Here is a 21425-nt window from a genome sequence, read left to right as displayed (position 1 = left end):
ACGACTTTGAAGGCTAAGCTGCATGTGGTCGAACCTGTTTTTCAGAAACCCGCGCCTGACGGCCCTCACTTTGGGTCTCATCATCATTGCCGGGTGGCTGGCATTTTCAAGCCTTGGCCGCCAGGAAGACCCGGCACTGACACGCCGCTTTGCCTCCGTCGTGACCTTCATGCCGGGCGCGGATGCGCTGCGCATGGAAACGCTGATATCCGAGCCCATCGAGGAGCGTTTGCGCGAGGTGCCGGAGATCAAGGAAGTGGCGTCCACATCGCGGGCGGGTGCCTCGGTCATAACCATTGAGCTGCACGACTATGTGATGGTGCCTGATCAGGTGTGGTCGAAGGCGCGCAACAAGTTGACGGAAGCCGAAGCCGTGTTGCCGGCCGCTGCCTCAAAGCCTGACCTGCAGGACCGCTCCTCCACTGCCGTTACGCTGGTGATCGGGCTTGTATGGGATCAGGAGGGGCCGCCGCAGGTGGACATACTTAGTCGGTATGCGGATGATCTGGCAGACCGGCTGCTCAACATTCCCGGCACGCGCGAAACCGAAAAATACGGCGAGGCCGACGAGGAAGTGCTGGTCACGCTGGACGCCACCGCCGTGTCGTCGCTCAATCTCACAGTCGCCGAAATTGCTCAGGCCATTCGGCTGGCCGACGCCAAAGTGTCAGCCGGGCAGGTGCGCAATGCGGCGAATGATCTGGTGATTGAAGTAACCGGCGAACTGCAGACCATCACGCAGATTGCCGACCTGCCGATCAAGCAGCGACCTGACGGGCAGATTGTGCGCCTGCGCGACATTGCGACCGTCGCCAAGGGTGTGCGTGATCCCCCGCGCAGCATGGCGCTTGTGCGCGGCGATCGCGGGGTGATGGTTTCTGCCGAGATGGAAGCGGGGGGCCGCATTGATGTGTGGTCGGCGCGGGCCAACCGTGTGCTGAGCGACTTTGAAGCGGACCTGCCGCGCGGCGTCAAACAGATCATCGTGTTTGACCAGAACGTCTATACGTCCGCGCGCCTGCTTGAGCTTGGGGCCAACATGCTGCTGGGCGCTGCCATTGTCATGGGCGTGCTGCTGGTGACACTTGGCTGGAAGTCAGCGCTGCTGGTGGGGGCCGCGCTGCCATTGACCGTGCTGATGGTGTTCATCGGCTACAACCTTTTGGGAATGCCGCTGCACCAGACGTCCATGGTGGGCATCATTGTGTCGCTGGGGCTGTTGATCGACAACGCCATTGTGGTGGTGGACGATTTCAACGCCAACCGCCGAAACGGTGCCAGCGCCGCGGATGCAATCTCTGAAACCATTGGTCATCTGTTTGTGCCGCTGCTGGCGTCCACGCTCACCACGTGCTTTGCCTTTGCACCTATTTTTCTGGCGCCGGGCGGGGCAGGCGAGTTTGTGGGGCCGCTTGCCATTGGCGTGGTGATTGCGCTCACCAGTTCGTTCTTCCTCGCGATGACGGTCATTCCGGCGATTGCGGGCTATGTATCCAGTGATGCGGACGCTGATGCACACCGCGAAAAACGCTGGTGGCGCGACGGCTATGTCAATCAGCCGCTGGCGGATCTTTATCGGCGCAGCATCCGATTCATTTTGCGCGTGCCTGCCGTGGGCGTTGCGGTATCTCTCGTGTTGCCCATCATCGGCTTCGTGATGGCGGGGTCGCTGGAAAACCAGTTTTTCCCGGCCAACGACCGCGACATGTTTCAGATGCAGGTGTTCTTGCCTGCTCAGACATCGCTCACCGAGACCCGCGTCGAAGTTGAAAAAATCCGTGAGCGGATCAATCGGCACAAGGCGGTCATCGACAGCTATTGGGTGATTGGCGACCCGGCTCCGCGTGTTTTTTACACGATGACCAATTCGTCTGAAGGTCTTGCATCGTATGCGGGTGCGTTTGTGCGCACGACATCTGGTCAGGACACGCTGAAATATATGGCGGAGATCCAGAATGATCTGCGCAATGCGTTTCCGCAGGCGACCATTCTGGCGACGCCGTTTGAGCAGGGACCACCGGCGGACGCGCCCGTTGAAGTGCGCGTTGTGGGGCCGGATGTGGATCAGTTGCGCGAAGAAGGCGAAAAAATACGCGCCATCATGCATCGCACGTCGAGCATCACTTACACCATTGCCAAGCTCTCAGGCGGCCAGCCGAAACTGAGCGTCGTCGCCAATGAGGACGAAGCCAAGAATGCCGGCGTGCAGGCGGTGGATATCGCCCGCCAGCTTGATGCCATGTTTGAAGGCGTGATTGGCGGCTCGGTTGTGGAAGCAACCGAAGAACTGCCGGTGCGCGTACGGCTTGGTGATGGCGGGCGCAGCGAGGTCAGTGACATTCGCTCTGAATATATTCTGCCGACCCAGCGTGGTCCGCTGGTGGATGGCGGTATGCCCGGCGTGCCGCTGACGGCGATCGCCGATATTGGTCTGGTGCCGGAGCTTACGGGCATCACCCGGCGCAACGGCGAGCGCACCAACACCATCCAGGGTTTTCTGGTGCCGTTTGAACTGCCTGCCGAGGCGCTTGCCGAGTTTCAGATGCATCTCGACGAGGCAGGCTACGAGCCGCCGCGCGGCTACCGGTTTGAATATGGTGGCGATGCTGAAAACCAGTCGGAGGCGCTGGGCAGTTTTGCTGCTTTCGCCGGGCCACTGCTGGTGCTGATGGCGGCGTCGATCATTCTGTCGTTCAACTCGTTCCGCTATGCGGGCATTGTGTTTCTCGTGGCGTTTCTGGCGGTGGGTCTGGCCTTGTGGGGGGTGTGGCTGTTTGGTCATCCGCTCGGCTTTGTGGCCATTGTCGGCACCATGGGGCTGGTGGGGCTTGCCATCAACGGGGCCATAATCGTGCTTTCGGCGTTGCGGGCGGACGATGATGCGCGCGCCGGCGATGCTCAGGCGGCGGAAGAGGTTGTGATTAACGCCAGCCGCCACATCATTTCCACCACGCTCACCACCGTGGGCGGGTTTTTGCCGCTGATCCTGTTCGGCGGTCGGTTCTGGCAGCCGATGGCAACGGCCATTGCGGGCGGTGTGGGGGGCTCGGCCATTCTGGCGCTCTATCTCACGCCTGCGCTGTTCATTGTCATGGCCCGGCGCGATGCAGCCCGTGCGGAACGCGAACGGATGGCAGGGCGTATCGCGCCTGCGGAGTAGGGCATCCCGGCACACAACCTGCAAAACCTGATCTGACAGCGGTGATTTGGCCGCTTTAGGACAGGAAAGGGGTCATCTCCCCCCAGTGATGACCCGCAGGAGTGCCAGAATGAAACAGTTGACCCGCAACCAGACCCGTTTTGCCGCCGTTGGCGCGCTGTCAGTGTCCCTTATGGCGACACTTCTGACCGGCGCATCCATTGCCGGGCCGGACAAAAATCATCACAGCAAGGGCAGCTACGGCGGCCATATGCCGAGCGTGCCGCACATCTCGGTGGGTGTGCCTAAAATCTCGACGCATGTTTTCAACGTGTCGGTGCCGGTGCCCAACGTGCATGTGCCGATGTTCCACGGCGAAAAAGAGAAAAAAGACGGCGGCACGGAAACGTTCCGCGAAAAGGAAACCATCATCGAGCGTGAGACCATCCGCGAAACCACGGTGATTGAGCGCGAAGTCATCAACAATCAGACCGTGTTCATTGGTGGCGGCGGTGGCTCATCCTTTGTCATCCGTCAGGCCCCGCCGGTGCAGCTTGGTCACATCAAGGTTGTGCAGCCGCAGCCGCCCAAGCCCGTCAAGGCTGAGTGCATTGACGTGAAGGGGCACCTGTCAAACGCCGTGCGCGTATCGCCCGCTGAAATTGATGCCGAGTATCGCGGCGAAGTGTTCCGCTGCGCTGCAGGCTTTGCATTGGGCGCGACGGTTGGTGAGTGGGTTGATGGTCATGCTGATTACACAGACGGTTTTGTGATCGAGTGCCAGTCCGGCGAAGCGCTGCGCTTTGGCCAGGGCGGGCGGTTGGCCTGCGCCCCTGAAGAGCGTCGTGCAGACTATGGCCACGCGCAGCTTGCCGGTGGTCCGCTGGCTGAGGTTCTTATTCACCGTGGTGATGCGGCCGCTGCCGGTGGTCATGCCGGTGAAGCTGACCTTGGCGGGTTGGTGCTGACCGGCGGTGTCGGCGGCACGGTTTACTAGGTTTTCCGAGAGGGGAAAATGAGGTGATGGCGCGCTGACCTGTCCTGGTGTCTTTAGCGCTGCTTTTGCCTCACATGACGGGCGTTCAGGCTGGGGGGTCTGAACGCCCGTTTTCTTTTGTGCTTGATCCATTCGATAGACAATAGCCAGATGAGATTGTTTGCTTGGCCCACAAGAACAATCCTCAGGGGAGCTGGCCTATGACGCAGATAACCGGATCATGCCGATGTGGCGAAGTGACATATACCAGCACCGCTGCACCTGTTTTCGCCCGCATTTGCTGGTGCCGCACCTGTCAGCGATATGCGGCGGGCATGGGCACGGTCAATGTGGTGTTCCCCAGCGACACTTTCAAAATCAACGGGCATCTGCGTGATGATGTGAGCACCGCTGACAGCGGAAATGTCATACATCGCGGGTTTTGCCCGCTGTGCGGCACACATATGTTCAGCGAGGCCGAAGTGCGGCCGCATCTCGTGGGTGTCAGGGCGGGGACGCTGGACGACCAAAGCATTGTCAGGCCGACCGCCAATATATGGGCGTCGCAAGCGCCGCCCTGGGCGATACTGGACGACACGCTGGAGCGCTTTGAGGGTCAGCCGCCTGCGTAACAGCAAACCCGTTGCCCCGGACTTGATCCGGGGTCCACTCTCATCCGCCAACGCGACAGAGCCCAAGGTCACTGACTGAACGCGCCCCTGCGAATTGCCGTGCTGCGAGTAGGCCCCGGATCAAGTCCGGGGCGACGGGTATTGTGAGGGCGCTGCCGTTTTCAAGTCAGGCGGCCCAGCCGTTTTGTAGTTAGGCGGCCCAGCCGCCGTGGAACGAAATCGGGACGTGGTGGGTGAGCCAGATTTTGGCGAGCGGGCCTGCGTCCACGGCGCTTGCATCAAACACCGCAAAGAATGTGCGTTCGGTTTTGGCGTCCAGGCACTGGGCGATGAGCCAGCCGTCGTCAACCGTGTCGGCGCTTTCATCGCGCGCGGCAAACACGGGTTCGCCCACATGGGTTGTGTTGGCGCCAAAATCAAACGTCTGTGTACGTCCTTTTTTCATCTCCATGCGCTTGATGCCGGAATTGACCGCTCCCAGACCGCCGGTTGAGAAGTAGCCAACCTTGTGGTCGCCAAGCTGTGCGCGCGGGTCCGTCATGGGGAACTCGTGGGTGCCCGCGTCCAAAATCTCCTCGCGGGCCTTGCCGGTTGCCAGCGATATGACGTAACGCCGGATGGTGCCGGGCTGCACGGCCTTGCCCAGCCTGCCCACCATCAGCGCCTTGAGCTGCGGGTCGTCGCCGATGAAATGATCCGGGTCATCATAGCCGACAAAGTCCGCCACAATTTCGTCGCCCGCCTCATGCGCATTGAGCGCGTGCCACATGAACGAGCCGGGCACATCAAAGTAGCGCGCCTCGCCGCCTGCCTTGGGTACCACGGCCAGAATGGTGCCTTCTGCCTGGTTAAACGTCAGGCTGTCGGTGATCGAGTTCATGCCGGCCAGAAACCCGAAAGGCGAAAAGAAGCACGGGTGCAGCACGAAGATGATGTGGTTTTTGGATGCGAAAAAGTCGTGGATATAGACCTGACGCGGCGCGTCAAAGCTGAACTCATTGGCCAGCGTCATCTGCGGTGAATACACCGACACATGCAGCGTCATGGTGGGGCCAAAGCCTTGTCCTGCCAAAATCCACTCGTTGGTTTGCGGGTCGTGTTTGGCGTGCGCCTTGTAGCCGCCGGAAATGCGCGCAGTGGGAATGGTGCCGGTGGTGGCCAGAGTGTCAGGGTCGAGCACAAATGTGTCGCCGCCTTCATCGCGGGCCACGACTTTGCCGTTGACCGGATACACAGTAACGCCCGCCTGGCTGACGATGTCGCCACCCATGATGTTTGACACAAAGCCGCCGGGCCGCCGGGTGGTCCAGGTGGCGTGCAGATATTTGCCGGCTTCTTCTTCGGCGCGCAGCTTGGGCGTGTCGATGAAGGCATTTGAATAGTGGGCCTTGCCATCGCGGATGGTCAGCCGCTGCGCCAGCCCGTCGCCGTCCAGCATGTGCTGTTTGCGATAGCCGTTGCGCTCAAACAGGCCGGGGCCGTTGCGGTAGAGCGTGCCCGATAGCTGGGCGGGGAGGGTGCCTTCAATGGTCGGCGCATAGCTGCGGCCCCCTTGTTCAGAGACGCCCAGAAGCGTCATCCAGCGGGGAGCGGTATCGGCGGGTGCTGCGGCATGAGCGTGTGACATGAAACGTCCTTTGGGAAACTGGCTGGTGATCGGCAACAGGGCGGCGGCGGCTGTTCCGGCCACGAGGGCGCGTCGGCGGGTGAGGCTTGTTGGAGCGGATGATGGCTTCTTGGACATTGTAGCTCTCCGGAATGGCGCGTCACAGGCGCACAATCTTTACGTCGTTAAGATAAGTTGCAATTTAACGGTGTCAAGATTAAAAACGGATATGACAACGAAACCCGGAAAGACCCGCAAATCTGCCGGCTATCACCACGGCGACCTGAAACGGGCGCTGGTGGACGCGGGGCGGCGCGTGCTTGAGGAGCAGGGGGCTGACAAGCTGTCGCTGCGCGGTGTGGCGCGCGCGGCGGGGGTCAGCCAGGCAGCGCCCTATCATCACTTTGCAGATAAAGATGCGTTGCTGGCAGCTATTGCCACGCAGGGGTTTGCCGGGCTGGCCGCTGAAATGGCGGCGCGCTCGCAACACGCAACAACCAGTTCCGAGCATATGGCCGGTCTTGGCGAGGGCTACATCGTGTTTGCCTTCCGGAATCCTGAGCTTTTCCGCCTCATGCACGGGCCGCGCTTTGAGGTCGGCGAGCGCTACACGGACCTGCTGACGGTGGCATCTGAGAGCTACGGGATGCTGCGCGACGGTGTTGCGGCGTGTCTGCCCGGCGCGGGCGACGCCGATATTGATAGCGCATGCAAAGCCGCATGGTCGCTGGTGCACGGGGCATCCATGTTGCTGGTGGATGGCCGCATTGATGTAGGCCGCACACTTGGTGATGTGGTGGCCTTCGCCAACGACATGACGCGACAGTTGCCTGTCTCACTTTGAGTAGCCCACAAAAAAGAGGGGAGATCCGTTCTGGATCTCCCCTTCAAGTCACGCCATGACCCCGACGGTTAAGGCGCTTGGTCAACCTGGCTTGCCCTCAATTCTCACAATTGCCCTGGCAAGGGGCGGGCGGAGCCGGGTTGTCTGGTTAAGCCGGTCTAGAAGTCTGCGCCGTAGGTGGCCGTGTTGCCGATTGCCGTGGCCTGCAGGTTGGTGAAGGCCGCGTGGTTTGTGTTGTCGGTCGTCAGGTTCACCTGCGCGCGGGTTGCAGCGTTATTGGTCTGCGTGCTCGTTACGTCCAGCGGTGCGGGGTTGCCAAAGCCTGCTGCTGCACCGGTTGCCGAGTTGGCGATGGCCGTAGCTGAGCCGTGCACCACGCCCCACCCGTCAGAGGTGGTGAGGTTGGTGGTGGCGCGTGTTGCAGCATTTGTTGTCTGCTCCACGTTCATGGTTGACCCGGCGAAGTTGGACCCGGCTGTGAGCTTGTTTGAGATCGCCAGCGCGTTGGCACCCACGTAACCGTCGATTTCATCCACCGTGACATTCACATTTGCGGTCGTGCGGGCTTCGTTGGTCTGCGTTGACGTCAGGTCAAGCGTTGAGCCGCGCGTCACGCCGGTAAAGTCGTTGGCGAATGATGCCGCCGTTGCATCCACACCTGAGCCATCGTCGTACACAACCTTCACATCCGAGATCACCTGGTTGAGGTTGATCTGACCATTGAGAATGGTCGAGACGGGCGGTGTGACAGCGGTGGTTGAAGCGTCAGATGCGTCCGTGCTTTCAACAGCATCCACAATGGCCTCGGCACCAACGCCGCCTTCAATCGAGGTGGCTTCCTGGGCGAAAGCGGCGCTAGAGAGAGCCGCGAAGGCCACTATCGACACGGCCATCAGAACCGGCATACCAGCCATAGGGACGATTGCGTGTTTCATAGTTGTATCCTCCAGTATTCGCGGTCCCGTAAGCGGGCGCGGGGGTAACAGCAGGTGTGGTGTATGCGGGGGCTGCTGCATATGTGTTGGTGGTGTGACCGTTATTGGCGTGCGGCACTTTCACAGCGTCGGCATGGCCATTGAGGTCGTTGACGTAGCGGTTGTTGTTGGCAACGCCGTCAAACAGCGGGTCGTTACCGGCACAGATCTGCGGACCTGTTGAATACAGGCTGCCGACCATCTCAAGCACGGCGCGTTCAATGACCGAGCGCACGGCAAGCTGGATCGGCTCAAGGGCCTTTTCGCCTGCGCCAACATCAATCAGGTTGCCGCCGAGGAAGTCGAACACGCCGGCGCGAAGCTCGCGGCCAATGATCTGCTTCTGGTAGGAAATCACGTCCACAACTTCCAGCGTGGAGGTGCGCACCAGCCGCAGGTCGAGGCCGACATTGAGCACATACTGCTTGGCAACCAGTGTCGCCGTCGTGCCCATCGGGTTTTCTTCCGAGAACAGGCCGTCAATGCCGCCGGAGCGGATGTTGAAGTTCAGCTCGGTGATGCCACCCACAAGATAATAGTCGGAGCCGGGAATCTGACCGGCATGTACCTGGCGGTATGCGCCTTTTTCCGTGCCGTCGCCGATCAGCTTGTTGTTGGCATATTTCAGTTCAAGCTCGCTGACGCCGGTGTCGAAGCGTTCGACCAGACGCACGCCAGATTTTGCAAGGGCGGAGATCGCCATCAGGGCCGCGCCCTGGGTGACCTTGCGGCCGCCTTCAAACTCTTCCTTGCCGGTGTAGTCGGCGATCTGACCAACAGCGATCCGCGGACCGGCAATGCCCTGACCACGAACGTGGCGGGACAAGCAGCGCAGAGCTGTCGAGTAAGGTGTTTCGTTGGAGATGACGGGCGCATTGCCGATCGGCGTTGCGTATGTGCCGGAGGGACCAGCCACGGGGCTGATGCACCCGGCAAGCGCAAGCGCACCGAACGTCAGGGCAAGCCCGCGAATAGGGCCGCGGGGTGCCGCCTGGGTGCTAGCCGGGGATTTAGTCGAGATTGAGCGTGCCATTGAGGACCACTGCTTCCTGATTGCCATTGTTGACCTGCGTTGCATCGACAATCACCGTATTATTATTGCCATTCGTTACGACATTGAGTTGATTTCCAACGGCTAACGCAGAACCGTTGAACCCAACACCGGAACCTTCGCCAGAAACACCTGCGGTGTTGCTGAACTGTGAGAATTGATTAACCAGAACCCGGTTGCCACTGGCGTCGCGGGTTGTGGGGTCAAAGGCGCGGTTTGTTTCGCCAGGCTGATCCCCGTAAGGGGTGTTCATGGTGTAGTTCTCTTCCCACGGCTCGTTGGCCGCGAATGCTTCACCAGCCGTGAAGCCGATGAGAGAAACACCAAGGGCCACAACGCCACCGGCTACAGCGGCGAGCTTTTCAGCGCGCTTTTGAGCCTTTTTGCGGTTGTGCGTTGAACCCAACATGACGTGTCGCTTTCCTTTGGTTGATGTGCGCCCCACCGGGGACACAGCGCTACAGGAGCAATGGGCGTGCCATGTGGATTTTGGGTCATCCGAATACGGATTAACCATGAAACCGGCAGTTTTGGGTCAGGGCTGATATCGCGCGCCGTTCATGAAGCTGACAATGGCCAGAAGCGTGCCAGGTTGAGATGTCCCGCGATGGGTCAATGTGGGACACAAGGTGGCCGCGATGCGACAGGGTGAAAAAAATTGTAATTTTCTGACCGGACTTGCATCCTGCGGCCCGAAAACAATCAGTTGCCGCTTAAAAGACGGCACCGCAGGGAGATCAGTGTGCCAGCAACCCTTGAGTTCTTTTTCGATATTTCCAGCCCGTGGACCTATCTGGCGTTTTCGCGCGTGGAAGATGTGGCGGCGCGCGCCGGTGCTGACATTGACTGGCGGCCGGTGCTGGTCGGCGGCATTTTCAACACGGTAAACGAAAGCGTCTATGAGCAGCGCGCCAACCCGCACCCTGTGAAGGCACGCTATTACCTCAAGGACTTGCAGGACTGGGCCAAACACTGCGGCATTACGATCGGCCAGCCAAAGGTGTTTCCGGTGCGGGCTGTTACTGTGATGCGCGGTGCCATTCATGCGCAGGATCAAGGCAAGCTGGTTGAGTATTCGCGTGCGGCGTTTGCGGCCTATTGGGGCGACCTCAAGGACATTTCGCAACCCGACGTTCTCAGGGAAATATGTGACGACGTGGGGCTTGATTGGGATTCGTATCAGCAGGCTGTCGGGTCAGATGCTGTGAAGGCCCGGTTGCGCGACAACACGGAGGAGGTGATTGCGCGCGGCGGCTTTGGCTCACCGACGATGTTCGTCAACAAGACCGATATGTATTTTGGCAACGACCGGCTGGAACTGGTTGAGGCGGCGCTCGTGCGTGCAGGGGCGTCCGCATGAGTGAGGATCGTGGCCAGGAGCCTGAGGGTGGCGCATTTGGTGATCGCCGCCCGCCGAGCTATCCGGCCTTTCGCGCGCCGGGCATTCTGATTGGCCTTGTGGCGGTGCTGTTTGGGGTGCATCTGGCGCGCGCATTCATGGATGCGCAGGCGGATTTTGAGTTTCTGGTGACCTTCGCGCTTATTCCCGCGCGCTACGGGGCCGATATTGACGGCACGCAGATTGTGTTTCCCTATCCCCTTTGGGGTGCGGTGTGGACGCCGGTGACCTACGCGTTCCTGCACAGCGACTGGATGCATCTGGCGTTCAACTCAATCTGGCTGCTGGCGTTCGGCACGCCGGTGGCGCGGCGTCTGGGGCCGGTGCGGTTTGTCTTCTTCTATCTGGCGTGCGCGATAATTGCGGCCATCGTTTTTGTGGCGGCACAAGTCGGCACGCTGGTGCCGGTCATCGGGGCGTCGGGGGCCATATCAGGTGTCATCGCGGGGGCCGCGTTGTTTGTGTTTGAGCGCGGCGGGCCGTTGGCACGTTTTGGGTTTGATCATTCAGCGGCGTCGTTGCGGGCTATTCCCCGCCGCCCGGCCCACAAGGTCTTCACCAGTGGCCCGGCAATGATTTTCATCGCCGTCTGGCTGGGGCTGGCCATGCTGACCGGGTTGTTGGGCATCGGGGCCACGGGGGAGGCTGCAAATATCGCCTGGGAAGCGCATCTGGGTGGCTTTATCGCGGGGATTTTGCTGTTCCGGCGGTTTGACCCCGGCGTTGAGGCACCTGAGTAAGCACCGTGGTGGGGATAGTGCATTTCACATTCAAGGGCGGAAAACAGGGTTTAACCTATTGAATGCGTTGCGTGACTTCCCAGATCCTAGTCAAGCAACGCGCAGCATGATCGGTCATCCGGCGCGCAGCACCCCCTCTAAGGAGTGAAAGTCCCACAATGAGCGACGCTACAGCCTCCACATCCGGTGAAACCCCCAATGAAAACAGCAAGCGCATTGGCTCTGATGCCAATGGTGACGAGGCCCTCTGGGTCCGGCTGCTTTACATGCTGGGCTTCTGGTTTTTGGGAAATCTCGCATTTTCGATTTCCATCTTTCTGGGCGCATTGCAGTTTGTCGTCATTCTGGTCCGCGGCGATGCCAATGAGGAACTGAAGACCTTCAGCCGCAACCTCATCCAGTATGTGTGGCAGTGCCTGGCTTATGTGACGTTCAACCAGAACGACAAGCCGTTTCCGATGACCCGTTTTCCGGATACGGCGAAGGACGACTAAACCCGCACGATAAAGCCGGAGCAGCGGCTCATCCTAATTGGTCGGCGCTGCTAGAGCAGCGACGCATCTCAGTTGGTCGGCGCTGCTAAAGCAGCGGCTCCAGATACACCGGATCGCCGCCGTCGAGGATCAGACCCTTGATGGCGGCGGTGCCGTTTTGGGCGATCGCTGTAATGACCGTGACGCTGCCTTCGTCGCGCATATTCTCGAGATCGCGGCCGGTGCCTTCGGGTACGAAGTAACTTTCAATGCCATAGGCTATGCGCGCCGAGTTGCACGGCCTGCACGGTTCGCCATTTGCCTGCGTCAAGGGTGGCTCCGACGTTTCGCCTGCTACGGGGCGAACCTGTGTCATCCACTCGATACGACCCTTGATGAACACGTCGTCGGTGAAGGCGTCCGCGTTGCGGGCAATGCCGGATGCCTGCCAGATGCCGTTGGTGTCTTCCTCAAGAGAGACATACACGGTGTCGCCCTCGGTGTAGTCGTCCAGATCGTCGCCGGTGAGTTGCTCCAGCACCAGATTAGAAATCTCATAGGTGAGGATCACGTAGTCGCCGCGAAAAATGTCGCGCGGGTCCACCGGCGTTGTGGCGAGGCGCACTTCTGTTCCGTCGCGCAAAATTGCCACGCGCTCCATTATGATTTGGCCCAGAAGTGCGGTCATGATGAGGCCGGCAAGCACAATGCCCCAGACACGAAACGGCGCACGGGCGAGGCGTTCAAGCAGGGCGGTCATGCGCTTGTCTCCTTGTCCGTCGTCTGCTGCGCCAGAACGTATTTTCTGACCCGCTGCAGGCCGATGCTCAGGCCAATAAGCAGTACGCCGCCAAGGGCAAAGAAGGCGGCTGTGCCCAGCAGCGTGCCGATGGTTTCAAAATAGACGTAAAGCGCCATCAGCCCGAACGCGACAAACCCCAGATTGACGCTGAATCGGTCATGAGTGCGGGTGCCGTAACTGATGCACCAGATGGTGGCGGCGAAATAACCGATGATAAACAGCCAGTCGATGCCTTCGCCAAACACACCACGGGCAACGGGGAAGGCGAGCAATATGATGGTAGCGCCCATCAACACGGCAGCGTCCACCAGTGACAGGCGTTTTTGCATCAGCGCCAGACCAGTTGTGCCAAGAACGGCAAGCGCAAGCGGCACCGCAAGCAGAAGCGTCGCGCTGTCGGCCACATCGCCACTCTCTTTAGTCATTGGAATAAGGAACCCGACTGCCATCGCCGCGAACAGACCCCAGTGGATCATCGCATCCTCGAAGGGGGCGATGACGCGCATATTGATATGGCCCTTGGCGAAAATCGTCAGGGCAATGAATATCCAGATCGCAAATACGCCGGTGGGCGGCCAGCCCAGTTCGCCCATCAGCCAGGCGCCCGATGCGCCAAACCAGACACCCCATGCTAAAATGATGAGGTGGGCGCCAAACCGCCAGCCCATGCCAGCCACCAGCAGGCCTGCCAGCGAGATGGGAATGATGAACTGCCAGTGCAGCACCGTGGGCGTATCAATCAGAGCGGCAATGCTCCAGATCGGCATCAGGATGATGGCCAGTGCCAGCGCCGCGCGTGACGGCACCAGCCACGCCGTTAGAAGCGCGCCCAGCATCCACAGCATCAGCCCGCCGGAGTATTCACCGGCCACATGATACATCTGCCCGATCAGCATGATGGCCACGCCGTAGAGGATGACGGCCAGCAGCACCGCCGCATCCGTGTAAAGCGGCCCGGTGTCGCGGCGGGCCTGCCAGATGGCAATGCCGATGGCGGTCCACATGCTGCCGCCCAGAATGAGCAGCCGCGTCAGCCGTGGCATCTCCGCCCAGTTGGCGGCGACAAAGCTCATGGCGGCAAAGCCCAGCAGCACCACGCCGAGGATGGCCAGCAAGGTTGTCAGCCGGTTGGGGCTGGCAGTGCCTTGCGCGTGTTTCAGGATGGCGGGAATGTTGGCCGGGTCCACAAGGCCGCGTTGGGCCCAGGTGTCCAGATCACCGGCGAGACGCTTGAGATATTGCTGGCGCAGGATCATGTGGCCCGTCCTGTTTTGTGGTGGCACTACTCGATTAGGCACCGAATACGACCCTATTGCGGCCAGCATAAAGGCCGACGCTGCACGGACAATAGACCGGTTGAGCTATTGGGCGGGGCGCAATAATGTCAGTGTGGTTGACCTAAATAGCTGTTTTTGTTTGTTTTCCCGGCTTGCGGCGCTCTTTTGGCACGCTCATACTTTCAGTTCATATGCGTGGGAGAACTTGACGGAAGGGCTACGTGTTTTTGCCGGCAAGGAGCCGAAAAGGCCCGGCAAACTGCAAAAGCGCACTCCCGCGTCGGATTCATCATCGCTGCACACCCATGCCCCAAGGCGGGTGTGCACAGTAGGGAGAGCGACTGATGACTGTATCGAGCATCCTCAAGGACAAGGGCCGGGATGTGGCGACCATAACGCCGGAGGCCACGTTGCAGGACGCGGTCAACATGCTGGCCGCACGCCGCATCGGTGCCATTGTCGTCACGGACTTTGCGGACCGTGTGGCAGGCATTCTGTCGGAACGCGACATTGTGCGGGCGGCTGGCCGCAACGGGGGCGACGCCCTCACAGAGCCTGTATCAGCCCACATGACCCGCGAAGTGGTGACGTGCGCTGTTGATGACTCAACCGAAAAGCTGATGGAAATGATGACTGCCGGGCGTATGCGTCACCTGCCGGTGGTGCAGGACGGCAAGCTCGTGGGCATCATCTCAATCGGCGACGTGGTGAAGCGGCGGATCGCGGACGCGGAGCTGGAAGCTGAGTCGCTCAAGGCCTATATCGCCAGCGGCTAAGGCGTGCCAGAAGGCGTTTCAGAAGTCGTGTCAGTGGGTGCTGGATGCACTATTCCGATACCGGCTCGCCGGGCAAATCGGGGGTGCCTGACAGAAACTCCATGGCTTCACGGATCACCGGCATGGCCTGACGGGCGGCGTCCTCGCCCAGCTTTATGCATTCGTCGGCCTTGTGAAAATCACTCAGCGAAATATGGCCGATGCGCGGGGCGACCATCACGTCGGGGGGGTCACCGGCCAGGCGCATACGGGCCAGCCGGTCCTGAATGATGTTGAGGGCACCCATCATCACGGTGGTGATGCCGGGCGTTTTTTCGTCCCAGCCGAATAGCTGGCGCACGAGGTCGCGGTCGGGGCGTGTCGAGCGCGATACCATGGCGCGGGCGAGCGAGCGCGAATTGCCGTTCTTCTTTTCCTCGTAGCCAAAATCAAGACCGTCAATCTTGTCGCCTTCGGTGACCATGCCAAGGCCGTAAGTGTCGGACGACAGCGACACGGCGATCACCAGTCGCGCGCCGAATGCGCGGCATACAGAGGCCGGCACCGGGTTCACCAGCGCGCCGTCCACCAGCCAGCGGTCATCAATCTTGACGGGCGTGAACACGGCGGGCAGGGCGTAGGAGGCGCGCAGGGCGGGCACAAGCGGGCCTTCGCGCAGCCATATTTCGTGACCGGTCGCCAGTTCGGTTGCCACGGCCACGAAGCGTGTCTGCAGATCCTGCAACTCTATGGCACCGAGATTTTCTTCCAGCAGGCGAGCCAGCTTCATGCCGGACAGCAGGCCGGAGCCGCCGAATGTCATGTCGAGAAGGCCCAGCACCCGGCGCGGCGTCAGGCTGCGCGCCCAGATTTCCAGTTCGTCCAGCTTGCCTGCGGAATAACACCCGCCCACGACGGCACCAATGGATGTACCGGAAATGATATCAGGCTCGATGCCTTCTTCCATCAGCACGCGCATGATGCCGATATGTGCCCACCCGCGCGCGACGCCACCACCAAGAGCCAGGCCAATTCGGGGTCGCGTCATGAAGGCAGTATCCTTATGGTCCGCGCCCGGAAAGCGGCGCGTTCAAATCTGGCCGCAGGATGCCATTATTCGCCACATGTGCAAGTCACAGCTTTGCGCAACACCAGAAAGACGCCCTATGCAGCTTGAAACAGACCGCATGATTTTCCGCGCCTTTGCAGCGGATGACTGGCGTGATCTGCGTTTGATACAGGGTAACGCGCAGGCAACGGATACGCTGTCAGCGGATGGCAAGCCGTTTGCCGAAGACAAAAGTCGCGAGGCCGCGCGTCGGTGGGCGGCGCACTGGGATGTTCATGGCTTCGGGTTGTGGCACATCACTGACAAGGCCAGTGGCGGGTTTTGCGCGTATGCCGGGCTGCGGCTTGAGTTGTTTTACGGACTGCCGATTGTGGAAATGGCGTATGCCGTGGTGCCCGCGTTCTGGCGTCAGGGGCGGGGGCACGAGTTTGCGCGTGTATGCGTGGATGATGTTTTTGAGCGTACGGGCCTGAGTGACGCCTGGTGTTTTACACTGGCGCGCAACATTGCATCGCAAAAGGTGATGCAGGGGGCGGGGTTCGTGTTCAGTCACGACGGCGATCATGTGGGATTGCCGCACAGGTTCTATCATATGACCCGTGCCCAATGGGTGGCATCGAAAGCTGATTGAAAGCGGGGTGACGCAGATGCGTTGTGCTGTTTGGCCCCTGGGCCCCGCGGTCAAGCCGCGGGGAGGCAAAGACGGTGCGCTCACATCCCAAAGCTGCATCCCCGTGGCTTGACCACGGGGCCCAGAGCAACACGGGTGGCCCTTACTCTTAGAGTTTCGTCGGGTTGGCCGCGGGGAGGCAGTGATATTGCAACCTTTGCTTCCCCGTGGCTTGACCACGGGGTCCAGAGCAACACAGGTGGCGCTTACTCTTAGAGTTTCGTCGGGTTGGGGGCGTCGCCATAGACTTCTACAGGATCAAACGTCTTTTCGTTTTCCTTGTAGGTCAGCACCAGGGATGTGAAATCGCCGTCACGTTTGCCCATGGGTACTTCGCGGTAGAAGCACGACATATAGCCCACGTGGCAGGATGCGCCGGAGCCTGCGACGTCCACTTTCATCCACACCGAATCCTGATCGTCGTCGATACGCAGTTCGACAATTTTCTGCACCAGACCCGACGTTGCGCCCTTGTGCCATACGGCCTGGCGTGAGCGCGAAAAATAATGCGCTTCGCCGGTTTCAATGGCTTTGGCCAGAGCCTCGTCGTTCATGTAGCCGACCATCAGCACGTCGCCGGTATGCACGTCGGTTGTCACCACCGGCATCAGGCCATTGGCGTCAAACTTTGGTGCAAGGTCGTTGCCTTCTTCCACCTGCTCGATGGTAAGGCGTTTGGCGAACTGTGGTTTTTCACTCATGGCTCTAACTCTAAAAAAACAACGGCCCCGCACATATACTATGCAGGGCCGCTAAAATCATCTTGGTGGGCAGCGTTTTAGTAGCTGCGGTCGCCGCGCACAAGGCGGAAGAAGCGTTCTTCCATGCGCGGGTCGTCCTTGAACACGCCGGTAAACTGCGTGGTGATGGTGGCCACATCCGGCTTCTTGATGCCGCGTGTGGTCATGCACTGGTGCTTGGCTTCAATCATCACCGCCACGCCCGCAGGCTTGAGGGCAGTTGCGATGGTTTCAGCGATCTGCGCCGTCATGGTTTCCTGCGTCTGCAGGCGCTTGGCGTAAATCTCGATCACGCGGGCGAGCTTGGAGATGCCGACCACTGAATCAATCGGCATATAAGCGATGTGCGCCTTGCCCAGAATTGGCACCATGTGGTGCTCGCAGTGGCTTTCCAACGAGATGTCGCGGAGCATGACAATGTCGTTGTAGCCCTCGACTTCCTCAAAGGTGCGGCCCAGCACATCGGCGGGGTCTTCCTCGTAGCCCTCAAAAAACTCCTCGTAGGCACGCACAACGCGGGACGGGGTGTCGATCAGGCCTTCGCGGTCCGGGTTGTCACCGGCCCATGAAATGAGCGTGCGCACCGCGGCTTCCGCTTCCGAGCGCGACGGGCGCTTGATGCTGGTTTCAGCGGTATCGGCGGGCACGGCTGCCGCAGTTGGGTTGGCATCCATCGTCGTTATCCTTCCTGGCGCACGCGCGGCCCCCCGTCCCGGTTGGGTTTGTATCATCCGGGCATGAGGCGCTGCGAGGCGCGTCACTTGAAAAATCCATGCGCGAAGCGGGGTTTTAGCGGGTAACCGCACGCGCTTTGGAGGTGGATATATGGCACGGCAGACCCGCGACCACATTGCTTAAACTGTGCATGGAGTATTGCACTTTTTGAGGGTCAAACGAAGCACGCTGCCCCCTGAAACCCGCATCTATTACGTGTGTCTTGAGCAATTGGATGACAAGAGGACTTGGAATTGTGCGCTTTTACCCACATTTTGAGGCACATGAGCGAAGCAGCCCCCCAAAATGGCCTGAACGAGGTTTATAACCGCCGCATTCTTGAGTTGGCGGGAGATATTCCGTGCATTGGCGTGCTTGAAGATGCGGACGCTTCTGCCAGCGCTATTTCCAAGCTGTGCGGCTCGAAAGTGACTGTGCATGTGAAAATGGCGGACGGCCGGGTGAGTGATTTTGCGCATCAGGTTCATGCCTGCGCGCTGGGGCAGGCGTCGTCGTCCGTCATGGCGCGTAACGTGGTGGGTGCCGACAAAGCCGAGCTTGAGCAGGTGCGGGACCAAATGCGGGCAATGCTCAAGGAAGAAGGTCCGGCTCCCGGTGGCAAATGGGCGGACCTTGAAGTACTGCTGCCGGCGCGCGATTTCAAAAACCGTCACCAGTCCATCATGCTGACATTCGACGCGGTGCTGGATGCGATTGGGCAAGTTGAGGGTCGCACTGCCGCTTGACCTTCCCCTAAATGGAAGGTGCACACTGTTGGTATGCGTATGAGAATCGCACAGTTTTTGTCCGTTGTGATGTTGCTGACGGCAGCAGCGCCTGCCCTTGCCCCCGCGCAGATGGCCGGTGCGCATTCGCTTGGATGCGATATGACGGCGATGCTTGATACGGGGCATGACGGAACTGACACACCGGAGCAGGTGCGCGGCGAGAGCGATGCCCTGCGTGTGTGTCCGCTATCTGCATCATGCCCGTCTGCGATGATTGACGACCAACGCCCACCGCACAGCCGTGTTGCAGTTTCGGCGGTGCGTGTGGTGACGTTGATTATGGACCGTGAGATATCGGCAAGCCTTGAGCTTGACCCGCCGCCGCCCCGACGCGGGTAGCTTTGACATCTGCCCGGCGCGGCAGGTTTTTCAGAACATTCCTGACTGCGTCTTGCTGCGTTTGTGCAACGCGGCTGCAGCGACGGCCATTTGCTCATGGAGTTACCTATGTCCAGTTTTCATATGCTTACTCGTTTCACGTTCACCATCGGTGCTGCGTTGTTTGCCACCGTGCCGATAGCCCTGGCCGCCGGGCCTGGCGACCATTCTCATGGTGGCGGGCACATGATGAAGGAGGGCACCAGGATGTCCGGCCCGATGTCGTTTGGTATGCCGGGACAGGCTGCCAGCGCTGACCGCGTCATCGAGATTGTGATGGACGACAATTTCTTCGAGCCTGAAACACTCAGTGTTACGGCTGGTGAGACCATTCATTTCAAGGTCTCGAACCAAGGCACGCTGGTGCATGAGTTCAATCTGGGCACGCCGGACTATCACGTGGCGCATCAGGCCGAGATGGCAATGATGCAGCAGCACGGAGTGCTGATGGGCGATCACATCAACCACGAAATGATGAACATGCCGATGGGAGATGACGGCCACACCATGAGCCATGATCACCCCAACAGCATTTTGCTGGAACCTGGCAAGTCTGGCGATGTGGTGTGGACCTTCACCTCTGCGGGCGACATTGAGTTTGCCTGCAACGTGCCGGGGCATTATGCGGCCGGTATGGTCGGCACGGTGGATGTGGAGTAGCCGATATGAAACTCCGTATTCTGAGTATTTTTCTGGCGTTTGCCATCACACCGGCCTTTGGGGCCACATATGACCTTGAAGTGGGCCCGGTCACGCTTGATGTGTCTGGCCGCGATATTGGCGGGTTCGCCATCAACGGCCAGGTACCGGCACCGCTGCTGCGGTTCACGGAAGGCGAAGACCTCACCATCAATGTGACCAACACGCTGGCGGTAGATACGTCCATCCACTGGCACGGTTTTGTACTGCCGTTTGAGCAGGACGGTGTGCCGGGGATGAGCTTTGACGGCATCAAGCCGGGCGAGACGTTCACGTATCGCTTCAAGGCACCGAAGGCGGGCACCTACTGGTATCATTCGCATTCGGGCCTGCAGGAAGGGGCGGGCATGTATGGGCCAATCATCATCGAGCCTAATGCGCGTGAACCCTTCCGCTATGACCGCGACTATGTGGTGGTGCTGTCCGACTGGCATGAGGACAGCCCCATGCAGGTATTTAGGAACCTCAAGCGCTCGCCGGATCATTACAACGGCATTCAGCGCACGGTCGGTGAGTTCTTTCGTGATGCCTCCGACATGGGTTTGGGCGGTGCGATTGATGACCGGCTGGCCTGGGGCGAAATGCGGATGATGCCGTCTGATATTTCAGACGTGCAGGGATACACCTATCTGATGAACGGCATGAATGCCGGGCAGAACTGGACCGGGCTTTTTGAGCCGGGCGAGCGGGTGCGGCTGCGGTTCATCAATGCGTCGGCCATGACGTTTTTTGACGTGCGCATCCCCGGCCTTGAAATGACCGTGGTGCAGGCTGATGCCAACAATGTGCAGCCTGTTACAGTGGATGAGTTTCGCATCGCAGTTGCCGAAACATATGACGTGATCGTGCGGCCGCGTGACGACAAGGCGGTCACGATCTTTGCCGAGACGATGGCGCGCGACGGGTTTGCGCGCGGCACCCTTGCGCCGCGCATGGGCATGGAAGGCGAGGTGCCGGAACTGCGCGACCCGCCCCGGCTGACCATGGCGGATATGGATCACGGGTCGATGGACGGCATGGATCCCGCTGGCATGGATCCCGCTGGCATGGATCACAGCACGATGGACCATGCGGCAATGGGGCACGATATGAGCGCCATGATGTCAGGTGAGGGTGACGATCCGTTTTATGCGCCGGGGTCGGGCCTTGAGCCTGATGCGGCGAACGGCGGCAAGTTTCTGTCGTTGGCTGATTTGCGCGCGCAGGATCCGCTGTATGACGAGCGGCCCTATGACCGGGAGATCAAGCTCAGACTGACGGGCAACATGGAGCGTTACATGTGGTCCATCAATGACAAGAAACTGTCGGAAGCGGAACCCATACGTCTCAAATATGGTGAGCGCGTGCGCTTTACGTTCATCAACGAAACCATGATGGCGCACCCGATGCACCTGCACGGGATGTGGAAGATTGTGGATGTGGGTGCGGGCAAGTGGAACCCGCTGAAACACGTTCTGACCGTTCCGCCAAACGTCACCATATCGGCTGACGTGGAAGTGGATGCGCCGGGCCAATGGGCGTTTCACTGTCACCTCATGTACCACATGGCGGCAGGCATGTTCCGCAAGGTGATTGTGGAAGGCGGGCCTGACAACACCGCGATGATTGACCCGGAACTTGAGAAGCTCTGGGGCATGGCCAATGCGGACGCTGCTGCGAAGGCGCATCACTGATGTGGGCGCGTCTTGCGGCAGCGGGC

Annotated in this window: 22 protein-coding genes; 13 read left to right on the top strand and 9 right to left on the bottom strand. The window is 60.0% G+C overall.

All coding sequences use genetic code 11. The features are described 5' to 3' along the window. Positions 1 to 22: 22 nt before the first annotated feature. The 3 genes from RIB87_RS12660 (at position 23) to RIB87_RS12650 (ending at position 4747) form a co-directional block, all read left to right on the top strand. Complete coding sequence (locus RIB87_RS12660; RefSeq protein ID WP_350147195.1) at positions 23 to 3160, top strand: efflux RND transporter permease subunit; 3138 nt, start codon at positions 23 to 25, stop codon at positions 3158 to 3160. A gap of 109 nt (positions 3161 to 3269) precedes the next feature. Continuing rightward, a complete protein-coding gene (locus RIB87_RS12655; RefSeq protein WP_350147193.1) occupies positions 3270 to 4136 on the top strand; it encodes a hypothetical protein in 867 nt (288 codons plus the stop codon). Between the two features lie 200 nt (positions 4137 to 4336). After that, on the top strand, positions 4337 to 4747 hold the full coding sequence (locus tag RIB87_RS12650) for a GFA family protein (RefSeq protein ID WP_350147191.1): 411 nt from the start codon (positions 4337 to 4339) through the stop codon (positions 4745 to 4747). 190 nt (positions 4748 to 4937) lie between these two features. On the opposite strand, the gene RIB87_RS12645 is transcribed toward RIB87_RS12650, so the two are convergent. Next, positions 4938 to 6491 carry a carotenoid oxygenase family protein gene (locus tag RIB87_RS12645; protein ID WP_350147189.1) on the bottom strand — a complete coding sequence of 518 codons (1554 nt, stop codon included), beginning with the start codon at positions 6489 to 6491 and terminating at the stop codon, positions 4938 to 4940. Positions 6492 to 6582: 91 nt separating this feature from the next. Here RIB87_RS12645 and RIB87_RS12640 point away from each other — a divergent pair, with 91 nt between their 5' ends. Next, positions 6583 to 7197 carry a TetR/AcrR family transcriptional regulator gene (locus RIB87_RS12640; protein WP_350147187.1) on the top strand — a complete coding sequence of 205 codons (615 nt, stop codon included), beginning with the start codon at positions 6583 to 6585 and terminating at the stop codon, positions 7195 to 7197. Between the two features lie 158 nt (positions 7198 to 7355). Here RIB87_RS12640 and RIB87_RS12635 read toward each other — a convergent pair whose 3' ends face one another. From RIB87_RS12635 to hfaA, 3 genes are read right to left on the bottom strand one after another with little or no spacing between them, the layout of a single operon-like run. Then, entirely contained in the window at positions 7356 to 8132 is a 777-nt protein-coding gene (locus RIB87_RS12635; protein ID WP_350147185.1) for a hypothetical protein, read from the bottom strand. Continuing rightward, a complete protein-coding gene (gene hfaB, locus RIB87_RS12630; RefSeq protein ID WP_350147183.1) occupies positions 8053 to 9204 on the bottom strand; it encodes a holdfast anchoring protein HfaB in 1152 nt (383 codons plus the stop codon). Before hfaB ends, RIB87_RS12635 begins: the two co-directional genes overlap by 80 nt. Continuing rightward, positions 9182 to 9631, bottom strand: a complete 450-nt coding sequence (gene hfaA / locus RIB87_RS12625) for a holdfast anchoring protein HfaA (protein ID WP_350147181.1) — start codon at positions 9629 to 9631, stop codon at positions 9182 to 9184. Before hfaA ends, hfaB begins: the two co-directional genes overlap by 23 nt. 333 nt (positions 9632 to 9964) lie before the next feature. On the opposite strand from hfaA, the gene RIB87_RS12620 reads away from it, so the two are divergent. The 3 genes from RIB87_RS12620 to RIB87_RS12610 all read left to right on the top strand — a co-directional run bounded on the left by RIB87_RS12620 (position 9965) and on the right by RIB87_RS12610 (position 11855). Then, a complete protein-coding gene (locus RIB87_RS12620; protein ID WP_350147179.1) occupies positions 9965 to 10582 on the top strand; it encodes a 2-hydroxychromene-2-carboxylate isomerase in 618 nt (205 codons plus the stop codon). Beyond that, on the top strand, positions 10579 to 11361 hold the full coding sequence (locus tag RIB87_RS12615) for a rhomboid family intramembrane serine protease (RefSeq protein ID WP_350147177.1): 783 nt from the start codon (positions 10579 to 10581) through the stop codon (positions 11359 to 11361). Before RIB87_RS12620 ends, RIB87_RS12615 begins: the two co-directional genes overlap by 4 nt. 158 nt (positions 11362 to 11519) lie before the next feature. Next, entirely contained in the window at positions 11520 to 11855 is a 336-nt protein-coding gene (locus RIB87_RS12610; RefSeq protein WP_350147175.1) for a DUF4389 domain-containing protein, read from the top strand. A gap of 85 nt (positions 11856 to 11940) precedes the next feature. Here RIB87_RS12610 and RIB87_RS12605 read toward each other — a convergent pair whose 3' ends face one another. Further along, positions 11941 to 12594: a GDYXXLXY domain-containing protein gene (locus RIB87_RS12605; RefSeq protein WP_350147173.1), complete on the bottom strand. Its 654-nt coding sequence runs from the start codon at positions 12592 to 12594 to the stop codon at positions 11941 to 11943. Beyond that, a complete protein-coding gene (locus RIB87_RS12600) occupies positions 12591 to 13892 on the bottom strand; it encodes a DUF2157 domain-containing protein (protein ID WP_350147171.1) in 1302 nt (433 codons plus the stop codon). Before RIB87_RS12600 ends, RIB87_RS12605 begins: the two co-directional genes overlap by 4 nt. A gap of 365 nt (positions 13893 to 14257) precedes the next feature. On the opposite strand from RIB87_RS12600, the gene RIB87_RS12595 reads away from it, so the two are divergent. Next, positions 14258 to 14689 carry a CBS domain-containing protein gene (locus RIB87_RS12595; RefSeq protein WP_350147169.1) on the top strand — a complete coding sequence of 144 codons (432 nt, stop codon included), beginning with the start codon at positions 14258 to 14260 and terminating at the stop codon, positions 14687 to 14689. 49 nt (positions 14690 to 14738) lie between these two features. Here RIB87_RS12595 and RIB87_RS12590 read toward each other — a convergent pair whose 3' ends face one another. Further along, positions 14739 to 15716, bottom strand: coding sequence for a patatin-like phospholipase family protein (locus tag RIB87_RS12590; RefSeq protein WP_350147167.1), 978 nt, complete (start codon positions 15714 to 15716; stop codon positions 14739 to 14741). Positions 15717 to 15834: 118 nt separating this feature from the next. Between RIB87_RS12590 and RIB87_RS12585 the strand changes: the two genes are divergently transcribed. Next, positions 15835 to 16368 (top strand): GNAT family N-acetyltransferase, encoded by a 534-nt coding sequence (locus RIB87_RS12585; protein WP_350147165.1) that lies wholly within the window; start codon positions 15835 to 15837, stop codon positions 16366 to 16368. A 251-nt stretch (positions 16369 to 16619) separates the two neighbouring features. Here the strand turns inward: RIB87_RS12585 and hisI are convergent, their stop codons facing one another. Together hisI and folE are read right to left on the bottom strand one after the other, a co-directional pair. Then, the gene (hisI, locus tag RIB87_RS12580) at positions 16620 to 17108 is read right to left on the bottom strand and encodes a phosphoribosyl-AMP cyclohydrolase (RefSeq protein WP_350147163.1); all 489 of its coding nucleotides are present in this window, start codon (positions 17106 to 17108) and stop codon (positions 16620 to 16622) included. Positions 17109 to 17185: 77 nt separating this feature from the next. Continuing rightward, positions 17186 to 17821 (bottom strand): GTP cyclohydrolase I FolE, encoded by a 636-nt coding sequence (folE, locus tag RIB87_RS12575; RefSeq protein ID WP_350147161.1) that lies wholly within the window; start codon positions 17819 to 17821, stop codon positions 17186 to 17188. 324 nt (positions 17822 to 18145) lie between these two features. Between folE and RIB87_RS12570 the strand changes: the two genes are divergently transcribed. The 4 genes from RIB87_RS12570 to RIB87_RS12555 all read left to right on the top strand — a co-directional run bounded on the left by RIB87_RS12570 (position 18146) and on the right by RIB87_RS12555 (position 21399). Beyond that, complete coding sequence (locus tag RIB87_RS12570) at positions 18146 to 18607, top strand: iron-sulfur cluster assembly scaffold protein (RefSeq protein WP_350147159.1); 462 nt, start codon at positions 18146 to 18148, stop codon at positions 18605 to 18607. A 33-nt stretch (positions 18608 to 18640) separates the two neighbouring features. Beyond that, positions 18641 to 18988, top strand: a complete 348-nt coding sequence (locus RIB87_RS12565) for a hypothetical protein (protein ID WP_350147157.1) — start codon at positions 18641 to 18643, stop codon at positions 18986 to 18988. A 108-nt stretch (positions 18989 to 19096) separates the two neighbouring features. Beyond that, positions 19097 to 19687 (top strand): cupredoxin domain-containing protein, encoded by a 591-nt coding sequence (locus RIB87_RS12560; protein WP_350147155.1) that lies wholly within the window; start codon positions 19097 to 19099, stop codon positions 19685 to 19687. Between the two features lie 5 nt (positions 19688 to 19692). After that, entirely contained in the window at positions 19693 to 21399 is a 1707-nt protein-coding gene (locus RIB87_RS12555) for a copper resistance system multicopper oxidase (protein ID WP_350147153.1), read from the top strand. Positions 21400 to 21425 lie beyond the last annotated feature (26 nt).

The organism is Pyruvatibacter sp. (genome assembly GCF_040219635.1).
Classification (GTDB): Bacteria; Pseudomonadota; Alphaproteobacteria; order CGMCC-115125; family CGMCC-115125; genus Pyruvatibacter.
This window is presented reverse-complemented; position numbering and strand designations above follow the sequence as displayed.

What these genes read in the sequence shown, in the direction of transcription:
- RIB87_RS12660 (WP_350147195.1), top strand. Translation starts at nt 23, where the DNA reads ATGTGGTCGAACCTGTTTTTCAGAAACCCGCGCCTGACGGCCCTCACT.
- RIB87_RS12655 (WP_350147193.1), top strand. Translation starts at nt 3,270, where the DNA reads ATGAAACAGTTGACCCGCAACCAGACCCGTTTTGCCGCCGTTGGCGCG.
- RIB87_RS12650 (WP_350147191.1), top strand. Translation starts at nt 4,337, where the DNA reads ATGACGCAGATAACCGGATCATGCCGATGTGGCGAAGTGACATATACC.
- RIB87_RS12645 (WP_350147189.1), bottom strand. Translation starts at nt 6,491, where the DNA reads ATGTCCAAGAAGCCATCATCCGCTCCAACAAGCCTCACCCGCCGACGC.
- RIB87_RS12640 (WP_350147187.1), top strand. Translation starts at nt 6,583, where the DNA reads ATGACAACGAAACCCGGAAAGACCCGCAAATCTGCCGGCTATCACCAC.
- RIB87_RS12635 (WP_350147185.1), bottom strand. Translation starts at nt 8,132, where the DNA reads ATGAAACACGCAATCGTCCCTATGGCTGGTATGCCGGTTCTGATGGCC.
- hfaB (WP_350147183.1), bottom strand. Translation starts at nt 9,204, where the DNA reads ATGGCACGCTCAATCTCGACTAAATCCCCGGCTAGCACCCAGGCGGCA.
- hfaA (WP_350147181.1), bottom strand. Translation starts at nt 9,631, where the DNA reads ATGTTGGGTTCAACGCACAACCGCAAAAAGGCTCAAAAGCGCGCTGAA.
- RIB87_RS12615 (WP_350147177.1), top strand. Translation starts at nt 10,579, where the DNA reads ATGAGTGAGGATCGTGGCCAGGAGCCTGAGGGTGGCGCATTTGGTGAT.
- RIB87_RS12610 (WP_350147175.1), top strand. Translation starts at nt 11,520, where the DNA reads ATGAGCGACGCTACAGCCTCCACATCCGGTGAAACCCCCAATGAAAAC.
- RIB87_RS12605 (WP_350147173.1), bottom strand. Translation starts at nt 12,594, where the DNA reads ATGACCGCCCTGCTTGAACGCCTCGCCCGTGCGCCGTTTCGTGTCTGG.
- RIB87_RS12600 (WP_350147171.1), bottom strand. Translation starts at nt 13,892, where the DNA reads ATGATCCTGCGCCAGCAATATCTCAAGCGTCTCGCCGGTGATCTGGAC.
- RIB87_RS12595 (WP_350147169.1), top strand. Translation starts at nt 14,258, where the DNA reads ATGACTGTATCGAGCATCCTCAAGGACAAGGGCCGGGATGTGGCGACC.
- RIB87_RS12590 (WP_350147167.1), bottom strand. Translation starts at nt 15,716, where the DNA reads ATGACGCGACCCCGAATTGGCCTGGCTCTTGGTGGTGGCGTCGCGCGC.
- RIB87_RS12585 (WP_350147165.1), top strand. Translation starts at nt 15,835, where the DNA reads ATGCAGCTTGAAACAGACCGCATGATTTTCCGCGCCTTTGCAGCGGAT.
- hisI (WP_350147163.1), bottom strand. Translation starts at nt 17,108, where the DNA reads ATGAGTGAAAAACCACAGTTCGCCAAACGCCTTACCATCGAGCAGGTG.
- folE (WP_350147161.1), bottom strand. Translation starts at nt 17,821, where the DNA reads ATGGATGCCAACCCAACTGCGGCAGCCGTGCCCGCCGATACCGCTGAA.
- RIB87_RS12570 (WP_350147159.1), top strand. Translation starts at nt 18,146, where the DNA reads ATGAGCGAAGCAGCCCCCCAAAATGGCCTGAACGAGGTTTATAACCGC.
- RIB87_RS12565 (WP_350147157.1), top strand. Translation starts at nt 18,641, where the DNA reads ATGCGTATGAGAATCGCACAGTTTTTGTCCGTTGTGATGTTGCTGACG.
- RIB87_RS12560 (WP_350147155.1), top strand. Translation starts at nt 19,097, where the DNA reads ATGTCCAGTTTTCATATGCTTACTCGTTTCACGTTCACCATCGGTGCT.
- RIB87_RS12555 (WP_350147153.1), top strand. Translation starts at nt 19,693, where the DNA reads ATGAAACTCCGTATTCTGAGTATTTTTCTGGCGTTTGCCATCACACCG.